The organism is Streptosporangium sp. G12 (assembly GCF_052983175.1).
In genome coordinates this window covers 1-17,784 of the sequence record NZ_JBRIQO010000015.1, presented here as the reverse complement: position 1 = coordinate 17,784, position 17,784 = coordinate 1, and the positions used below count along the sequence as shown (strand labels likewise).

The following is a 17,784-nucleotide window of genomic DNA, read 5'->3' as shown; positions in this document are numbered from 1 at the left end:
CCCGATGACCACCAACCCGCCCACCACGACTTCCACCACCTCGGGGGACGTGATCCCGTTTCGCCAGGCGGTGCGCGCCTGGTTCGGCATCTCCCTGCAGACCTTCGGCGGCCCGGCCGGGCAGATCGCGGTCATGCAGCGCACCCTGGTGGAGGAGAAACGCTGGATCGGCCAGCAGCGTTTCAACCACGCCCTCAACTACTGCATGTTGCTGCCCGGCCCCGAGGCCCAGCAGCTGGCCATCTACGTCGGCTGGCTGCTGAACGGCACCCGCGGCGGCCTGGTGGCCGGCACCCTGTTCGTCCTGCCCGGCATGCTCGCGCTGCTGGCCCTCTCGGCCGTCTATGTCATCTGGGCCGACACCTCCGTGGTGGTCGCCCTGTTCGCCGGGATCGCGCCGGCCGTGCTGGCCATCGTGGCCCAGGCCGTCATCCGGGTCGCCAGGCGCTCGCTGACCCACCCGCTCTTCGTCGCCGTCGCGGTGGCCGCCTTCGCCGCGCTCGCGCTGTTCGCGGTTCCCTTCCCCGTCGTGGTCGCCGCGGCCGCGCTCATCGGCTGGGCGGTGTACAGGTTCCGACCCGCCCTGGTGAAGAAGGGCGGTGGCGGGCACGGCGCCGACGACGGGCCCGCGCCGCTGATCTCCGACGACGCGCTGCACCACGCCACCCCCAGCTGGCGCTCGGCGGGCAAGATCCTGGCCGTCGGGCTGGTCGCCTGGTGGCTGCCGGTGGCCGCCGTCGCCCTGCTGACCGGCACCGGCAGCGTCTTCACCACCCAGGGGCTGTTCTTCTCCGGCACCGCCCTGGTCACCTTCGGCGGCGCTTACGCGGTGCTGGCCTTCGTCGCCCAGCAGGCCGTCCAGACCTACGCCTGGCTCACCCCCGGTGAGATGGTGCGCGGCCTGGCGCTGGCCGAGTCGACCCCCGGGCCGCTCATCATGGTCGTGCAGTTCGTCGCCTTCCTGGGCGCCTTCCGCGATCCGGGCATGCTCAACCCCTGGGCGGGCGCGCTGCTGGGCGCCCTGCTGACCACCTGGGTCACCTTCGTGCCCTGCTTTTTGTTCATCTTCCTGGGCGCCCCCCACATCGAGCGGCTGCGCCACAACGCCGCGATCAGTGCCGCCCTGACCGGCATCACCGCCGCGGTCGTCGGCGTCATCGCCAACCTGGCCCTCTACTTCGCCCAGCACACCCTGTTCACCCGGACCTTCACCTGGGCCCAGGGCCCCTTCAGCGTCCAGCTTCCCGAAGTCGCCACCGTCAACGTCGTGGCGCTGGTCATCACCGCCGCGGCCCTGGTCATGACGTTCGCGCTGCGCTGGCCGATGCTACGCATCCTGGGCATCTGCGCGGCCCTGGGCATCGCCTCCCTCCTGCTGCCCTGAGCGGAACCACAGGCTGCCGTGCCCGATGACCGTGGGCTCTGCGCCGGGCGGACCGTCCATCACGGCCGGACCGCCCGGCCTTGGCTCATATCCACGCGGATCTTCATCGTCGTGATGACGGGGGCGGGTGTGGAGGTCGCGCGGGCGAGGTTCATCCGAGGATTCGGCGAGCCACCGCGCTGACGTGCAGTTCGTCGGGGCCGTCGAGGAGGCGGGCCATCCGGCCGGTGCGAAACGGCGCGGGCAGCGGGGTGTCAGGCCCGAGTCCGGCCGCGCCGTGAACCTGGATGGCCGCGTCGGTGACCTGCTGGATCATCCGGGCGGTGGCCACCTTGGCCAGGCCGGTCTCGACTCCGGCGTTCGACCCGGCCTCCACCAGGGCCACGGCCTCGAACACCGGCGGGCGGGTGGTCCTGTTCGCGAGCAGGGCCTCGAAGACGAGCGCTTGGACGAGTTGCAGGTCGGCGACCCGCGCTTCGCCGCTATCCGAGGGTCACGGCCCGCGACACCCGACGATACTTTCGGTAATGCTATAGTCACGCTTCGCTATGGAAATTATCAGCGGAGTGCCGCGTCATCTGGCTTGTGTGATGGATGGGAACGGGCGGTGGGCCACGCGGCGATCGCTGCCGCGCACCGCGGGCCACGAGGCGGCGGAGACGGCCGTGATCGACACCATCGAGGCGGCACGCTCGGCCGGTGTCGAGTGGCTGAGCCTGTACGCCTTCTCCACCGAGAACTGGCGGAGACCGGCGGGCGAGGTCGACATCCTGATGAGGCTCGTGCGCCGGGCCATCCGTAAGCACGCACCGGCGTTGCACGCGCGAGGTGTCCGGTGCAGATTCCTCGGCATGACCGATCCGCGGATCCCACCCCTGCTGGCTCAAGACATCACCGATCTGATGACTCTTACCGGTGACAACAGGCAGATGACGCTGACGATCGCCTTCGATCACGGGGGACGCCACGACATCGTGGAGGCCGCCCGTTCGCTGATCCGCGCCGCCGTACCCGCCGAGCAGGTCACCGAGGCCACCTTCGCCCGGCATCTTCCGTACTCCGACACGCCGGATGTGGATCTGGTCATTCGCACCTCCGGAGAGCAACGGATCTCCAACTTCATGCTCTGGCAGGTGGCCTACGCCGAATGGGTCTTCCCGCAGGTGCTGTGGCCCGACTTTCGCGCGACCCACCTCTGGGAATGCCTCGACGCCTACCGGCGGCGCCGGCGCCGGTTCGGCGATGTCCGCCAGCCGATCACCACGACGGGAGAGGGACTTTGACGAACCAGCCCACCGCGCGGGAGACCGTCGACGTCTTCGGTCCGAACTCGATGCTGCACCGCCTCGTCAACGAGGCACGCTGGGGCCTTGCGGTGACCCGCGCCACGGTTCTGGAAGCCGCGCACCCGCAGATCGGCGCGGCGCTCATCGGCAACTCGACATTCGTGACTCATCCGTGGCGGCGTCTGCGCAACACCGTGGTGAGCACGCAACGGCTGCTCGACCCGGATCGGCATGTCCGCAGCCGAGAGGCGGCTCGCCTCAACCGTCTGCACGCCCGCATCTCGGGCACCGACCCGCAAGGTCGCGGCTACGACGCGATGGACGCCGAAGCACGCGCCTGGGTGGTGGCGACCCTGTTCGAGTCGGCGGTGACGATGTACCGGCTGAGCGGTGAGTCGCTCGACGGGCCCGCCGTAGAACGGCTCTACACCGAGTTCCGAACGCTTCTGACCCTGCTCGAGGGCGACAGCGACCAGCTTCCCGCGACGTTGCAGGACTTCTGGCACTACTACGACGACATGATCGACCATCGTCTGGAGAGCACCGAGGCGGTGCGCGTCATCCTCTACCGGCTCTTCGCCAACGTGCCCGCACCGCCCCTGCTGCGCGGCCATCCCGCGGTGTGGGCCGCGGGCCGGGCTGTGGCAGGCCCTGTGGCCGCCGCGGTCACCATCGCCTCGCTGCCGGAATCCTTCTGCCGGCGTGTCGCCCTGCCTGACCTCCCAGGGACGCGGGCGCTCATGCACGGGGTCTACCTGACCGCCGGATTGGCTACTCGCCTGCTTCCAGACGGCTGGGTGCACACCAGCTCGTTCATGAGTCTGCTGGATCCCCACCACGGCGATGGGGCCGGGCCGTGGGCGGACCTGCGCCGCAAGGCCGGCCAGGCCGCGGCCATGCTCAGGCTCATCACCCCCGCTTCCGAGGAGGCCGATCAAGCCACACGCTCGGCTGACCGGTTCTTCGCCGAGGTTCTGGACCAGACCGGCGACGGCTACCTCGCCTGGCCCGACCTGGCCGCCATGGCCAGAGAGGTCGCCACTCGGCTCGACCTGGAGGAACGGGACGAGGAACGGCTTTACAGCGCCTACGCCGCCTGGTGGGGGGAGTTGCGGGCCGGTCTCGACGCCGACGGCGACGGGCGTGTCACGCGCCAGGAATACGCCGCCTCGGCCGCCTGCCTGCCCAGCTCCGGGCTGGTCAAGATCGCCGAGGTGCTGTTCGACGTCACCGACGTCGACGACGACCAGATGATCGGCGTCCAGGAGTATCAGGCATTGTTCCGCACGGCCTTCCACCGCGACCTGACCGGCAGGGGGGACAGCTACTCGCGCAGCGCCTTCGTCAGCCAGTTCCTGTCCTTCATGTCCGGGCAGCAGCACTCGGTCGCCTACACCTTCCTCCTGTCCTAGCTGGTCGGCATGATCGCGTTCGCTCACCGGCGGGAACGAGATCATGGTCGCGGCCGGGATCCTCGTCATCGTGGTGGCGGGAGGAAGTCCGGCACCGTTCGAAGGTCTCCGACGCCGCCGAACCGACGACCCAGCCGTCCCGCAGGAATTGGACGGACGTCCGTCGCCGGTTCACCACCCCCTCGGGACAGTGGCGGCCGATCACAGCGGGCGAGACCGCGTTGCGTCCGGTCTCGGCGATCCCGGTACCGCGCCCCGGGCCTACTCAGCGACCCGAGATGGAGTAAGGGCTCGGAAGATTGCTTCCTGGGATCATCGTGATCGTTTCTCGGGGGGGAGTGAGTTCCTTGCTCCGGGAGGGAAGCCGGCGGGATCCGCGCGGCTTTGTCGACCGCACCCTCGGCTACTGATGACTCACTTCCCCGCCGCCGGTTGTAGCCGGTGTACGGCCGGGAGGCGTTCGGCTCACGATGGCGGAGCGGAGGCGGCGTGCCATGGTTGGGATGATCGGCGGGTCAGCCAGTCGGTAGGGTGTTGCCTGACCTGGTCGATGGAGGTCAGGGCGGCGCCGATGGCGGCGGCGTCCGGGCCGAGCAGGGCGGGCCGGACCGTGATGGGTGCCCACGCGGCGCTGAGGACACGTCGGTCGATCTCCACTCTGACGTTCGTGGTGAGCCAGGACGCCAGGAGGGAGAAGCTGCCGCCCAGCAGGACGGTGTCGATGTCGAGGATGTTGAGCATGTCGGCCAGAGCGATGCCCAGCGTGGTGCCGGCGCCGTCGAGCGCGGCGAGGGTGGCGGGGTCACCGGTCTCGGCGCGGTCGGTGATGGCGATGTCGGGCGTGGTGCCGGCGGGCGCGGGTTCGTCGCCGAGGATCGCGGGGAGGCTCGCGTACGCCTGCAGGCAGCCGCGCGAGCCGCACGGGCAGGGCTTGCCGTCGGGGTACACCGCGACATGCCCGAGTTCGCCGCTCCAGCCGCGGGCGCCGCGCATGAGGTGCCCGTCCAAGACGATGCCGGCGCCGATACCGAGCCCACCGGAGACGTAGACGAAGCTGCTGAGGGTGTTGTCGCTGGCGTACAGCTCGCCGAGTGCGGCGAGGTTCGCCTGGTTGTCGACGGTGAGCGGTAGATCAAGGGGGTCGAGGGCGGCGCGCAGCAGTGCCTCGGCGTCGACGTCGCGCCATCCGAGCTCGGGCGCGGACCGTACGATGCCGGCGTGGACGGGGCCGGGGACGGCCAGGGTGGCGGTGACGACGGTGAGGTCCTGCGCAGCTGCGGCCTCGATCGCGGCACGGGCCATGTGTGCCAGGCGGGCCAGCACGTCGGGGGCGTCGGCTCCGGCGTACGCCGAAGGGGCGAACGCGAGATGGCGGACGGTGCCGGTGAGATCGACGACGCAGGCCGCCAGCGCATCGGCGCGGATGTCGAGCCCGAGCCCGGCCGGTCCCCTGCCGGACAGGGTCAGGCCGACGCGGGGACGGCCCGCGCGCCCGTTGTGGGTCAGGCCTGTTTCGGTGATGAGCTGACCGGCCAGGAGGTCCTCGGCGATGCGCGTGATGGTGGGGCGGGTCAGGCCGGTGACCGTCGCCAGCTCGGTGCGGGAGATGGGGCGTCCGGCGGCGACGATGTGCCGGAAGATCAGTTCGAGGTTGAGGGTGCGCAGGTTCTCCTGCCGGACGGGACTTTGCGGTTGCCGGGGCCGGCTCGGCCGGATGTTTCCGGTCATGTCGCCGCCCGGGCAGTGACGGCGAGCCCGGCGGCGGCTGCGGCAGAGAGGGCGCCGTCGGCCACCACGGCGGCGACGTGCCGCTCGACGCTCTCACCTGGAGCGAGCGTGAACGGCTCGTCCCAGGTCAGCGACGAGCAGACACCGAGGTAGTCGCGAGCGCGGACGAACCACCTGTTTCGCGCGGTGACCTCGTCCGCGGGGGTGAAGACCATCGTCCAGGGGCGTCCGTCGTGGTCGGTGCCGGTGACGGCGACCCAGTCGGCGCTGTGGCCGTGGACGTGGGGGAGGTCCGTACCGGCCGGGCTAAGGACCTGGGCGACGCCGGTGACGGCGGGGCCGCGCCAGAAGACACCGCCGTATCCGGCGCCGGTCCGGCCCAGCGCGGCCGGGCTGCGAAACGTCAGCGGCCGTTCGGCGGCATTGGTGAGCCGGGTCCGGATGCCGAGTGACCAGGCGGTCTCGCTCAGCATCCGGCAGGTGATCGAGCGTCGCTCCCGCAACAGTGTCGCCTGCTGGGCGCCGATCCACTGGAGGGTGTGGTCCAGCTCAGTGCTTGTGCGGCGTGTCCAGCGCTGGTGGCGTTGGGTGCCGTGGTTGTCCAGCCAGGCCGGGCCGTGGCCCGCGACGAAGGTGCGGCCACCCCAGAAGTTGCAGCCGTCTAGCTCGGGGAAGGCGACGCTGATCCCGAACTGGTGGGTGTGGGAGTCGGGGGCGGCGTCGGTGACGGTGACCCCGGCCAGCGTGCGTACGGGATGCAGGTAGGGCCGCGGCGACGCGGACAGGGGGATGTCGGGCCCCCATACGTACCGGGCGACGTCGTGTCCGCGCAGGCGCAGCACGGCGACGCCTCGCGGCTGGTCGGCGAGCACCGGGTGTACGCCGGGAGCATGCATGATCGTATCGCCGTCTCTCTCCGCCTCGACGAGGCCGAGGGTCCATCCCCAAGGTCGCTGTGTTTGTCGAGCGTACGACAATTCTCGGTGTCACCAGGCTCGAGAGTGGTGGGTGGTCAAGGCCCCTGCCCCATGATCGAGGCGTTGTTCAGCGGCGATCGGCCGCGGGAGCCGGTGACAGCCCGAGGTCGTCGAGGCACACCGCCTGCGCGGTGCGCAGCGACTCGTTGCCCGCGATGCCGACCATGACGCTCGCCGCGCCGTCGGCGAATCCGGCCTGCCGGTGCAGCGGGTCCCCGGCAGGAGTGCGGAACACATCGTCGAGCAGCATCGCGTCGCCTCCTCCGTGTCCGCCCCGGGCGGTGGGAATCGGTACCAGCATGGCGCGCTCCCAGTGGCGTTGCAGGAGCAGCCGCGCCCCCCTCGTGCGCGGCTGCTCCCGCCCATCACGGTGGTCATCCTCGGCGGCGCCGGGGTCCGCGACGGCTTCTGCGGTCCGGGAGACGGCGCGCGGGGCGGTGGCGGCGCCGATCGTCGCGCCGGCCGTGTCGGGTTCGACGTGCGCGCGCTCGACGACGTCGAGTTCGATGCGCCCCTCGGTTCCGTTGATCGCGACACGGTACCCCTCCCATGGGCTGTGCGCGTGCAGGGTGTATGACATCGACGCGCCGCGACGGTAGCCGACTACGACATTGAGGTTGTCTTCGATGGTGATGCCCTCGGAGAAGACGTCGCGGTCGCGGGTGTAGCCGTCCAGGTGTTCGCCGTCGTAGTAGAGCCGGCGCAGCCGGTCGTCGGCGAGGATGTCGAGCGCGAACGGGTCGGCTGAGCCGACGGCGTCCCTGCTGCGCTCCGGCCGCGGCCCCAGGCCCCGCTCGCGGGCGTTGTCGGCGCCGTAGAAACGCAGGCCGCCGCGGGCGAACACGACGGCGGGCGTGTCGGCCAGCCACCAGTTGACCAGGTCGAAGTGGTGGGTCGCCTTGTGGACCAGCAGGCCGCCGGAGACGGCCTTGTCGCGATGCCACCTGCGGAAGTAGTCGGCGCCGTGCACGGTGTCCAGGCACCATTCGAACGCCACCGAGGTGACCTCGCCGATGGCGCCGTCAGCGAGGAGCCGGCGCACCAGGGTGTTGCGCGGCGAGTAGCGGTAGTTGAAGGTGACGGTTAGCTGCGCGGTACTCGCGGCGAGCGCGTCCTGGATCTGCCGCAGCCCGGCGACGTCCACGGTCAGCGGTTTCTCCACCACCACGTCCGCGCCGTGGCGCAGCGCCTGGCTGATGTAGTCGGCGTGGGTGGCGTCCGGTGAGGTGACGACCACGACGTCGGGGCGCTCGCGCGTGAGCATCCGCCCGAACCGGTCGGCGGGGTGGTGGGAGATCCGCAGATCCGGCCGGGCTTCGGCGACGAGGCGGTCATAGTAGGCCATGCGCACCTCGTTGGTGTCGCAGAAGGCCACCGGGTACCCGACGTCGGCGTACGGGCCGAGCAGCGCCTCCAGATACATGCGGGCGCGCGATCCGGTGCCGACGAACGCGTACCGGCGTCCTGCCGGTCCCTGATGATGGGGCATGAGCGGGAAATCCTCCCAGATGCTATTTCAGGCCGGTGGTGGCGATGCCCTTGACCAGGTACTTCTGGCCGGCGATGAAGAACCCGATGACCGGGGCGAGCGACAGGAAGGACATGGCGAACATCTGCCCCCACTGCGACTGGCCTTCGGAGTCGATGAACTGCCGCAGGGCCAGCGGCACGGTGTAGAGCTCGGAGTCGGTCAGGTAGATCAGCGGGCCGAAGAACTCGTTCCACACCGAGATGAAGGTGAAGATCGCCGTGGTGGCGAACGCGGGCAGGCACAGCGGCATGATGACTTTCCAGAAGGTGCGAAACGGTCCGCAGCCGTCGATGCGGGCGGCGTCGTCGAGTTCCTTGGGCAGGGCGCGCATGAACTGCACCATCAAGAAGATGTAGAACGCGTTGGTGGCCAGGAAGTTGGGCACCAGCAGCGGGTAGTAGGTGTTGAGCCAGCCCAGGTTGGCGAAGACGATGTACTGCGGCACCAGCAGCACGTGACCGGGCAGCATCATGGTGCCGAGCATCAGGGTGAAGAACAGTTTGCGGCCGGTGAACTTCAGCCGGGCGAAGCCGTAGGCCGCCAGCGAGCAGGAGACCAGGTTCCCGACGATGCTCAGCACGACGATCACCAGCGAGTTGACCAGATAGACGGTGAACGGCTGCTCCAGGGCGGTCCAGCCGTCGATGTAGTTGCTCACGTCCACCGTGGCCGGCCACAACGACAGATCGGTGAAGATCAGCTCGTCGGGTTTGAGCGAGCTGGAGATCATCCACAGCAGGGGGTACATCATGACCGCGCCGACCAGGCACAGCAGTATGTGCTTGGCGTACCGGGATCGGCGGGTCCTGCCCACGCGCTCGACGAAGCTGTCCTCTTCCGGCGAGGGCGGGGCCGGGGTGGCGATCGACATGACGTGACCTCAGTTGTCGTAGAAGACCCAGTACTTCGCGGCCAGGAAGTTGATCGCGGTGAACGCCGCGATGATCACCAGCAGCATCCAGGCCATGGCCGAGGCGTAGCCCATGTTGAACTGGGAGAAGCCCTGCTGGTAGAGGTACAGGTTGTAGAACAGGGTGGAGTTGGCCGGTCCGCCGGTGCCGCCGCTCATGATGAATCCCTGGGTGAAGGTCTGAAAAGACGAGATCAGGGACTGGATCAGGTTGAAGAAGATGATCGGGCTCAGCAGTGGCAAGGTGATCGAGCGGAACCGCTGCCACCGGGAGGCGCCGTCGATGGCGGCGGCCTCGTAGTACATGCCCGGGATCTGTCGCAGCCCCGCCAGGAAGATCACCATGGGTGAGCCGAAGGTCCAGATGTGCAGGACGATCAGCGTGGTCAGGGCGTAGTCAGGGTCGGACGTCCAGCCGGGGCCCTCGACCCCGAACCAGCCGAGAAACCCGTTCACGACGCCGTCGAGGCCGAAGATGTAGCGCCACAGCAGGACGACGGCGACGCTGCCGCCGAGCAGGGAGGGCAGGTAGAAGATCGCCCGGTAGACGGGCAGCCCTCGGACGCCACGGTTGAGCAGCATGGCCACTGCCAGCGCCGCGACCAGAGACAGCGGCACCGACACGAACGTGTAGATGAAGGTGACCTTCAGCGACTGGTGCAGCACCGGGTCGCGCAGCATCTGCGCGAAGTTGTCCAGGCCGGCCCACCGTGGCGTGTTGAGGAGGTTGTAGTCGGTGAACGCCAGGTACAGGGAGGCGAAGAACGGGATGACGGTGAACAGCATCCCGGCGAACCAGGGCAGCAGGAACAGATAGCCGGCATGGTCCTGGGGCGGCTTGGAGCGCCGCCGCGGCCCACCGCGCCGGGCCGCCTCCTGCTGGTTCGCGGGCCCGGGCGCGGCGTCCGCCGGCGTGTTGGGGATCGAGCGATCCAGAAGGGCGCGGCCCGGCGCGCTCTCCTCGCCCGGCGGGCGTCTCGCGTGCGTCACCCGCCGAGCGCCTTCCTGCCCGCCTCGACGATCGCGGTGGCGGCCTGCTGGGGGGTCTGCCGCTTGAACTCGACCTCGGCGGCGATCGACTCCAGGGTTGAGGCGATGCTGCTGGCACCCGGAGGGTAGGCGTAGGCGCGCGGCAGTTCCTCCTTCTGCAGGCGGACGAGGTAGTCGGTGGCGACCTGGTCGTCGGGCGGCAGGGACGCCTTGATCTCACCGGCCACCTTCGTGTTGGCCGGCACGCCCCGGGTGGTGCCGGTCGCTCTGGAGGCGTCCGGGTCGTTGATGAGGAAGTTGAGCAGTTTCAGTGTCTGGGCGGAATGCTTGGAGGCGGCCGCGATCGACCACAGTGCCGGGGTGTCGATCGACTGCCCGCGCCGCTTGCCGGTGGTTTCGCCGGGCATCCGGAGCAGGGCCAGGTTGCCGCCGGCCGCAGCGTTGTAGGCCAGGAAGTTGTTGGTGGGGATGATCTGGGAGGCCACCGTGCCCTTGGCCAGATACGACTGCTCGGCCGAGGAGCCGACGTTCTCGAAGAAACCGGCGGGCGGGTAGCCGCCCTCGTCCCGCATCGCTCCGAACATCTCGAACCAGGCGACGATCGTGGCCTCGCTGACGCCCAGCTTGCCGTCCTCGGTGAAGAACTCCTCCCCGCGCTGGCGGGTGAAGGTGATGACGTTGGCCAGAGTGTCGGCGTCGAATCCGGTGCCGTAGACCTTCTTGCCGCTGGCCGTGGAGATCTCTCGCGCGAAGGTGGCCAGGTCCTCCCAGCTCCAGGTATCGCCGTCCGGGATTTTCACGCCGTACTTCTCGGTCACGGTCTTGTTGACGACGAAGCCGAGGGTGTTCAGGCCGGAGGGGATGCCGAAGACCTTGTCGCCGACGGTCGACAGCGACCGGGCGCCCTCGCTCAGCCCGGACAGGTCGACGGCGCCGGTGTGCGCGTTGAGGTCGAGCAGTGCTCCCCGGTCGGCGTACTCGCGCAGGCTGTCCATGCGCATCATCATCAGATCCGGCGGATTGCCCGCGGCGAAGCGGGTCGCCAGCTTGTCCTTGTACGGGCCGCTGTCCTGGTATTCGGTCTTCACGGTGACGCCGGGGTTCTTCTTCGTGAAGATGTCCAGCGCGGCCTGGGTCTTCTGCGCTCTGGCGGCGTCACCCCACCAGACCATGTTCAGTTGAACGCCACCGGCCCCGGGATCGGCGCCGCCACCGCCGAATCCACGGCCGCAGGCGGTCAGGCCCAGGGCGAGACCGGACAGCCCGGCCGTTCTCATCAGATCGCGGCGGCTTAATCGGGCGCCGGCCATTCGTGCGGGTCGATCGGTCATCGGAGCGCAGTCCCTTCGCGAGGTGCCGGTGAGCCGGCGTCACGGCGTGTGGTTTCTGGGGGGTGTCGGGTCATCGGGCCGGCCCGGGAGGGACGCGGGCGTGTACCGGCGCGGTGACGGTGAGGGAGGCGACGCGGGTCGGCGTACCTTTGACGGCCGGATCACGGCGGGGGTCGGCCGTGCTCCAGGGGTCGTGACGCGTGCCGCCGCCCGTAGAAGCGGGGCGGGCAGGTCGCTCCCACGGTGGTCGTTCGCGTCTTTCCGACAGCGGCGACCCGCGGTGGCGGGGCGCACGCCTGATGTCGAAAGTCACGTTACGACAGCGTTTCAGGTTACGTCAATCGAAGAAACAAATGATTACCGAAAGCCATTGACTCTAATTACCGCTCTCCTTACAGTGAGGGCGCGCCTCCCGTTGTCGAGGGCTTTGTCAACATTTGCGCCTTATCGATGCGGTGAAGCCACGTGCAGTTCTCCGTGACATCGCCCCGGCCTCCGAGATCCCCTCAGAGGCAGACCGGGCTCCTCAACGTCACCACCGCACCGGCCCCACGCGGTGAACGTCACGACGGACCGCCCGGCCGTCACACCACGACGTCCGGCCTCGGCCGGTGCCACGGATCCGCCGTGCCCCAGAGCCACGCCCCCGGAAAGGAAGACCACCTCGTGACATCGTTCGCCCCACCCCTCCGCCGCCGCCGCGGCGGCACCGCGGCGGCCGCCGCGGCCCTGCTGTTACTCGCGGCCCTCGCCATCATCGCGATCATCACCCCCGCCGGGGCCTCGGCCGGCGAGGCACCCGTCGCCGGCGGCGTCTACCAGCTCGTCGGCGACCAGAGCGGCGCGTGCGCCGAGATCGAGGATCACGGGACCGCCAACGGTGCCAAGCTGCAGCAGGGTGCCTGCGCGGCGGCCACCGCCACCTGGCAGCACTTCCGGGTGGTCGCCTCCAGCGGGGGCCGCTTCAAGCTCGTCAACGTCAACAGCGGCCGCTGCCTCGACGTGACCGGCGCCAGCTCCTCGCCCGGCACGCAGATCCAGCAGTGGGGCTGCGGCAGCGGTGACAAGCCCAACCAGCAGTGGACCTTCACCGGCCAGGCCGGCGGCCTCTACCAGATCGTCGCCACCAACGGCCTGTGCCTGGCCGGCTCCTCCGGCGGAGCCGTCACCCAGCAGACCTGCGCCACCGTCGCCGGCCAGCGCTGGACGTTCCAGCGGCCGACCACCCAGAACCCCACCCCCACCCCCACACCGACGCCGACCCCCACGCCGACCGGGCCCCGGACCTGGCCCTCCACCCCTGACGGTTTCGCGGCCCTGCCCGGCCTCGGCCGCGGGCCCACCACCGGCGGCGCGGGCGGTCAGACCGTCACCGTCACCAACCAGACCGACCTCAACCGCTACGTCACGGCCGTCGAGCCGTACATCATCAAGGTCGCGGGCACGATCGACATCACCCCCAAGGGCACCGAACTGCGGGTGGCCTCGAACAAGACCGTCATCGGCGTCGGCACCAGCGGCGAGATCGTCGGGGGCGGCTTCTTCCTCAAGGCCGGCGTCAGCAACGTGATCATCCGTAACCTGACCATCCGCGACACCCGGATGCCCGATGACGACCCGGGCGATGACTCCTACGACTACGACGCCATCCAGATCGACACCGCCGACCACATCTGGATCGACCACAACCGGCTGACCAGGATGAACGACGGACTCCTCGACAGCCGCAAGGACACCACGAACCTCACCGTGTCCTGGAACCACTTCGCCGAGAACAACAAGACCTTCGGCATCGGCTGGACCGACAACGTCACCTCGCAGATCACGATCCACCACAACTGGTTCCAGAACACCAACTCACGCAACCCCAGCGCCGACAACATCGCCAACCTGCACCTGTACAACAACTACCTGCAGAACGTCACCGGGTACGGCCACTTCGTGCGCGGCCTGACCAAGGCGGTCATCGAGAACAGCTACTTCGACACCGTCAAGGACCCCTACTACGTCGAGGCCGGCGAACTGGTGCAGCGCGGCAACACCGTGGTCAACAGCAACTGGGGCAGCGGCAAGGTGAAGGAGAAGGGCACCGCCTTCGACCCCAGGAGCTTCTACTCCTACACCCTCGACCCCACGGCCGACGTGCCGAACCTTCTGCGGGCCTACACCGGCCCGCAGGCCAACATCGGCACCTGAGGAACGCTGAGCCGAGCCTCGCACAACGGCGTGCGAGGCTCGGCCCGCCCGGCGGCGGGGATGACCCCGCCGCCGGGCGGCTCCTCCAGCGCCCCGCGTCTTGCCGGCCTCGATCCGTCATACGAACACGAAGCGGTGAACAGATGAGCCCTTGGCAGCCTGACCTGGGGGATGGCACCTACCGCAACCCGGTGCTGAACGCCGACTGGTCCGACCCCGACGTCATCCGGGTGGGACATGACTTCTACCTGACCGCCTCCAGCTTCTCCAAGGTGCCCGGCCTGCCCATCCTGCACTCGCGGGACCTGGTCAACTGGACCATCCTCGGCCACGCCCTGCCCCGGCTGGAGGGTCTGACCACACCGGAGCCCGGAGGCCGGGTGTGGGCGCCTTCCCTGCGCCACCACGACGGCCGATTCTGGATCTTCTACGGCGACCCCGACCGGGGCGTTCACGTCGTCACGACAAGCGACCCGCGCGGCCCATGGAGCAGCCCCCACCTGCTCAAGCCCGGTCTCGGCCTCATCGACCCGTGCCCGTTCTGGGACGACGACGGCAATGCCTATCTCGTCCACGCGTGGGCCAGGAGCCGCGCCGGGGTGAACAACCGGCTGACGTTGCACCGCATGAGCCCCGACGGACAGCGGTTGCTCGACGACGGGCAGGTGATCATCGACGGGGACCTGCTACCGGGCTACCGGACGTTGGAGGGACCCAAGGTCTACCGGCGTGACGGGTACTACTGGATCTTCGCGCCGGCCGGAGGTGTGGCCCGCGGCTGGCAGTCCGTCTTCCGCTCCCGCGACATCGCGGGGCCCTACACCGACCGGATCGTGCTGCGCCAGGGCGGCACCGATGTCAACGGCCCGCATCAGGGCGCCTGGGTGGACACCGCGGACGGGTCCGACTGGTTCCTGCATTTCCAGGACCGCGGGCCCTTCGGGCGGGTGGTGCACCTGCAACCCATGCGCTGGGCCGAGGACGGCTGGCCGGTCCTGGGCGCCGACGGCGAACCCGTGCCCGGCGGGAGCAAGCCTGTCGGCGGGTTCCCGGCGGCCGTGACGGCCACGAGCGACTCCTTCCAGAGCTTCCTGTTGCGGCCGCAGTGGCACTGGCCGGTCAACCCCAGCCCCGACTGGTGGCGCGTCGGAGGCGGGACGCTGGCGCTGGCCTGCCTGCCCGGTCCCGACGACCTGCGCGAACGCGGCACGGTGCTGGCACAGCGGTTGCCCGCCGCGCCGTTCGCGGCACGCACGCGACTAACGCTGCGGGCCGGGCTCGGCTCGCGGGCCGGGCTGGTGATCTGCGGAAACGCCTACGCCTGGCTCGGAGTGGAACTCACCGCCGACGGACCCATGCTGGCCTGCCGCGCGGCCGGGCCGGGAAAACCCGAACGCGACCTGGTTCCCCCAAAGCCCCTGCGACAGCCCGAAGCCGAGCTCAGCGTCGAGGTGGACACCGGCGGACGATGCCGTTTCGGCACCGGAGGGATCTTCGACGCCGTACCGGGACAGTGGGTGGGCGCCGTCCTCGGCCTGTTCGCCGCGGGAAAGGCGGGATGGGCGAGTTTCCGGCGCTTCGACGTCGAGTAGTCGAGTAACGGAGAACGGGGAACAGCCGGTCGGCTTCTCTTCGGCGGCCGTCCACCCGACAAGGAAAACGTCCGGGACCGGCCCCAGCATGCCGACCATGACCGACGACACCGTCATCAACGAGCCGTCCCTGACCGCCGGCGAAGTCGAGATGCTGCTGTTCGCCCTCGACCGTTCCCGCGCCACGTTCGCCTGGAAGACCGGCGGCCTGGACGCCGCCGCCCTGAACTCAATTCCCACCCACAAGTGCGAAGAACACGAAATCATCGCGCTCCCGCCCGAGGACACACGGGAAGCACCCCGTCCTCGCATCGACGAGAGCGCGGGACCATCCCCGCGGGCACGGGGCCGCCCCCGACGCGTTCCTCCGCTCTCCTCGCCGACCCTTACCCACGGCGCGGGACGTGCGGGCCGGTCATCGTAAAGTGATCTTGAACCCCTCACGCTCTGGGGGACGACCCTTCAGACCTCCTCATCTGGGACGCGGACATCGCCGGGAAAGCGCTTACCGCATTTAAGCACAGAGCGGGGACGAGGAGAAGCTCTCCGTTGCCGCGACGAAGCCGATTCATCATCCGGCCAGGTCAAGCCGCATTCCCGGCCCTCGCCCGGGGCGGGTGCGCCATGGGAGTCCCATCGCGGGCGCGACGGGCTGCGGCACGGGGAACCGCACACCCCGCCATCGCCGCAACGCCGCGGCAGGTGACACCGGCAGGCTCCTTGACCGCGAGCTCGTACCGCGGAGTCATGCGCTCCGACGGTGCGGCCGCGACGTGTGCGGCCGGCCGCAAGAGCGGGCTGAGGTCTGCGCGCCCGCGGCGACCACGCGCACCCCCTGGCCTTGACCTGCGACGACAGGAGCGCATCCGAGGTCGAAGCCGCGTTACGACAGGGTGTCGCTTTAGGGTAATCCGCGAAACAAATAGATAACCGAAAGCCATTGACTCTAATTAAGGTGGCTCCTTACAGTGAGGGCGCATCCCCGAACCGCGTGAGGGCATCGCCGGGATCCCTTCCCTCACCACTGGCCGGTGTGCCACGTGAGATGCCTCACCGCCGAACCGCGATGACGTGCCGGATCCCGGCCGGCCGTAACGCGTGTCGAACGGCACCGCATCTCCGCCACTTTCTTCGCCGGTCCTCATCATGTGCCCGACGCATCAGCGTCAGGCTGCTCGAAACCCCCCGGCACCGGCGGCCGCACCCCTGTCACGCCACGTTCCAGAACCGATCAACCCGATGTCTCACCAGGTCGTCCCCACGAGAAAGGAACAGAATGTCGTGAGACCGATCACGCCTCCCCGCAGCCGAGTCACCGGCCCGTAGACCACCCTCGGCACCTGAACCGGCGTAGCCCCTGCCTCGCGCGTATCGAGCACCCAGAGTGACCGCAGCAGCTCAACGCTGCTCTGATCATCCGCGACGGTGCTCGACGCCTCCTCGGCACCGCCCAGTCATGGACGAACATGCCCAAAACCTGTGGACCCGTAGCCGGGCCTGCGAGTACCGCAGCACCAGCCCAGGCTCAGGCGTCACAGGCAACGGGCTCGACCTCTCACCGGCCGCCCGCCAGGCCGTCAGTTACACCACACAGCACTACCTGTCCGGCGTCGACGGCTGGAACCCGGCCGGATCGCCACGAACAGATCCCCTCCGTTCACAGGAAGGCAGACCGTGAAGTTATCCGCGCCATTTCGTCATTGCCATCGCTGGCGTGCGACCGCGCTGGCGGCGGGGCTCACCGCCCTGGCCGTCGTGGCCGTCACCACCGGCACCACCGTCGCCCCGGCGAACGCCGCCACGGCGTTCAGCGACGATTTCGAAAGCGGCTCGCTGAGCGGCTGGTCGAAGTCCGGCGGCGACTGGTCCATCGTGACCGACGGCAGCAAGGTCCTGCGCCAGGCCAACGCCGGCAGCGGCAACGCCCGCCAGTTCGCGGGCCCGGGAACCGGCTGGAGCGACTACACCGTCCAGGCCAGGGTCAAGCCGTTGAGCCTGGGCGGCAACGCGACCGTCGGCCTGCTGGCACGAGCCGCGTCGGCCACGAAGTTCTACCGGCTGGCCCTGCTGCCCGGAAACAAGGTGCAACTGCAAGCGGTCAACGGCAGCTCCTACACCGTGCTCGGCACCGCCTCCCGCACCGTGACGGCAGGCACCTGGTACACGCTGTCCATCACCACCAGTGGATCGACCGTCAGTGCCAGCGTCGACGGCACACCGTTCGCCACGGCCACCGGTTCACTGGCCACCACCGGCCGTATCGGCCTGCAAACCCTGTCCTCCTCGGCCGCGTTCGACGACGTGCTCGTCACCACCGGCGGTCCGTCACCTTCGCCCACACCCACCCCCACCCTCAGCCCCACGCCGAACCCGCCGGGCGACACGCTGTACGTGGCGCCGAACGGCACGGACAGTGCGGCCGGGACGGAATCGGCCCCGACGACGCT

Annotated in this window: 13 protein-coding genes and 1 pseudogene; 7 read left to right on the top strand and 7 right to left on the bottom strand. The window is 69.3% G+C overall.

Going from position 1 to position 17,784, the window contains the following annotated elements:
• Window positions 1-4 precede the first annotated feature (4 nt).
• A complete protein-coding gene (gene chrA / locus ACVCAG_RS22765) occupies window positions 5-1,384 on the top strand; it encodes a chromate efflux transporter (RefSeq protein ID WP_440086047.1) in 1,380 nt (459 codons plus the stop codon).
• 151 nt (window positions 1,385-1,535) lie between these two features.
• Here chrA and ACVCAG_RS22760 read toward each other — a convergent pair.
• Window positions 1,536-1,847, bottom strand: a pseudogene (locus tag ACVCAG_RS22760) (acyl-CoA dehydrogenase family protein); the annotation flags it as partial.
• Between the two features lie 85 nt (window positions 1,848-1,932).
• Between ACVCAG_RS22760 and uppS the strand changes: the two are divergent.
• Together uppS and ACVCAG_RS22750 are read left to right on the top strand one after the other, a co-directional pair.
• Window positions 1,933-2,667 carry a polyprenyl diphosphate synthase gene (gene uppS, locus ACVCAG_RS22755; RefSeq protein ID WP_440086048.1) on the top strand — a complete coding sequence of 245 codons (735 nt, stop codon included), beginning with the start codon at window positions 1,933-1,935 and terminating at the stop codon, window positions 2,665-2,667.
• Window positions 2,664-4,082 carry an oxygenase MpaB family protein gene (locus ACVCAG_RS22750; RefSeq protein ID WP_440086050.1) on the top strand — a complete coding sequence of 473 codons (1,419 nt, stop codon included), beginning with the start codon at window positions 2,664-2,666 and terminating at the stop codon, window positions 4,080-4,082. Before uppS ends, ACVCAG_RS22750 begins: the two co-directional genes overlap by 4 nt.
• Before the next feature lie 465 nt (window positions 4,083-4,547).
• On the opposite strand, the gene ACVCAG_RS22745 is transcribed toward ACVCAG_RS22750, so the two are convergent.
• From ACVCAG_RS22745 to ACVCAG_RS22720, 6 genes are all read right to left on the bottom strand, one after another.
• Window positions 4,548-5,810, bottom strand: coding sequence for an ROK family protein (locus tag ACVCAG_RS22745; RefSeq protein WP_440086051.1), 1,263 nt, complete (start codon window positions 5,808-5,810; stop codon window positions 4,548-4,550).
• Window positions 5,807-6,706 (bottom strand): DUF6807 family protein, encoded by a 900-nt coding sequence (locus tag ACVCAG_RS22740; protein WP_440086053.1) that lies wholly within the window; start codon window positions 6,704-6,706, stop codon window positions 5,807-5,809. Before ACVCAG_RS22740 ends, ACVCAG_RS22745 begins: the two co-directional genes overlap by 4 nt.
• 148 nt (window positions 6,707-6,854) lie before the next feature.
• On the bottom strand, window positions 6,855-8,276 hold the full coding sequence (locus ACVCAG_RS22735; RefSeq protein WP_440086054.1) for a Gfo/Idh/MocA family oxidoreductase: 1,422 nt from the start codon (window positions 8,274-8,276) through the stop codon (window positions 6,855-6,857).
• A gap of 22 nt (window positions 8,277-8,298) precedes the next feature.
• On the bottom strand, window positions 8,299-9,189 hold the full coding sequence (locus ACVCAG_RS22730; protein WP_440086055.1) for an ABC transporter permease subunit: 891 nt from the start codon (window positions 9,187-9,189) through the stop codon (window positions 8,299-8,301).
• 9 nt (window positions 9,190-9,198) lie between these two features.
• Complete coding sequence (locus tag ACVCAG_RS22725; protein WP_440086072.1) at window positions 9,199-10,164, bottom strand: ABC transporter permease subunit; 966 nt, start codon at window positions 10,162-10,164, stop codon at window positions 9,199-9,201.
• A gap of 50 nt (window positions 10,165-10,214) precedes the next feature.
• Window positions 10,215-11,495, bottom strand: coding sequence for an extracellular solute-binding protein (locus ACVCAG_RS22720; protein ID WP_440086056.1), 1,281 nt, complete (start codon window positions 11,493-11,495; stop codon window positions 10,215-10,217).
• A 720-nt stretch (window positions 11,496-12,215) separates the two neighbouring features.
• On the opposite strand from ACVCAG_RS22720, the gene ACVCAG_RS22715 reads away from it, so the two are divergent.
• From ACVCAG_RS22715 to ACVCAG_RS22700, 4 genes are all read left to right on the top strand, one after another.
• Window positions 12,216-13,745, top strand: a complete 1,530-nt coding sequence (locus ACVCAG_RS22715; protein ID WP_440086057.1) for an RICIN domain-containing protein — start codon at window positions 12,216-12,218, stop codon at window positions 13,743-13,745.
• A 143-nt stretch (window positions 13,746-13,888) separates the two neighbouring features.
• A complete protein-coding gene (locus tag ACVCAG_RS22710; RefSeq protein ID WP_440086058.1) occupies window positions 13,889-15,337 on the top strand; it encodes a family 43 glycosylhydrolase in 1,449 nt (482 codons plus the stop codon).
• Between the two features lie 97 nt (window positions 15,338-15,434).
• On the top strand, window positions 15,435-15,761 hold the full coding sequence (locus tag ACVCAG_RS22705; RefSeq protein WP_440086059.1) for a hypothetical protein: 327 nt from the start codon (window positions 15,435-15,437) through the stop codon (window positions 15,759-15,761).
• 1,250 nt (window positions 15,762-17,011) lie between these two features.
• Window positions 17,012-17,784: family 16 glycoside hydrolase (locus ACVCAG_RS22700; RefSeq protein WP_440086060.1), on the top strand; the 773-nt coding region annotated here is incomplete at its 3' end.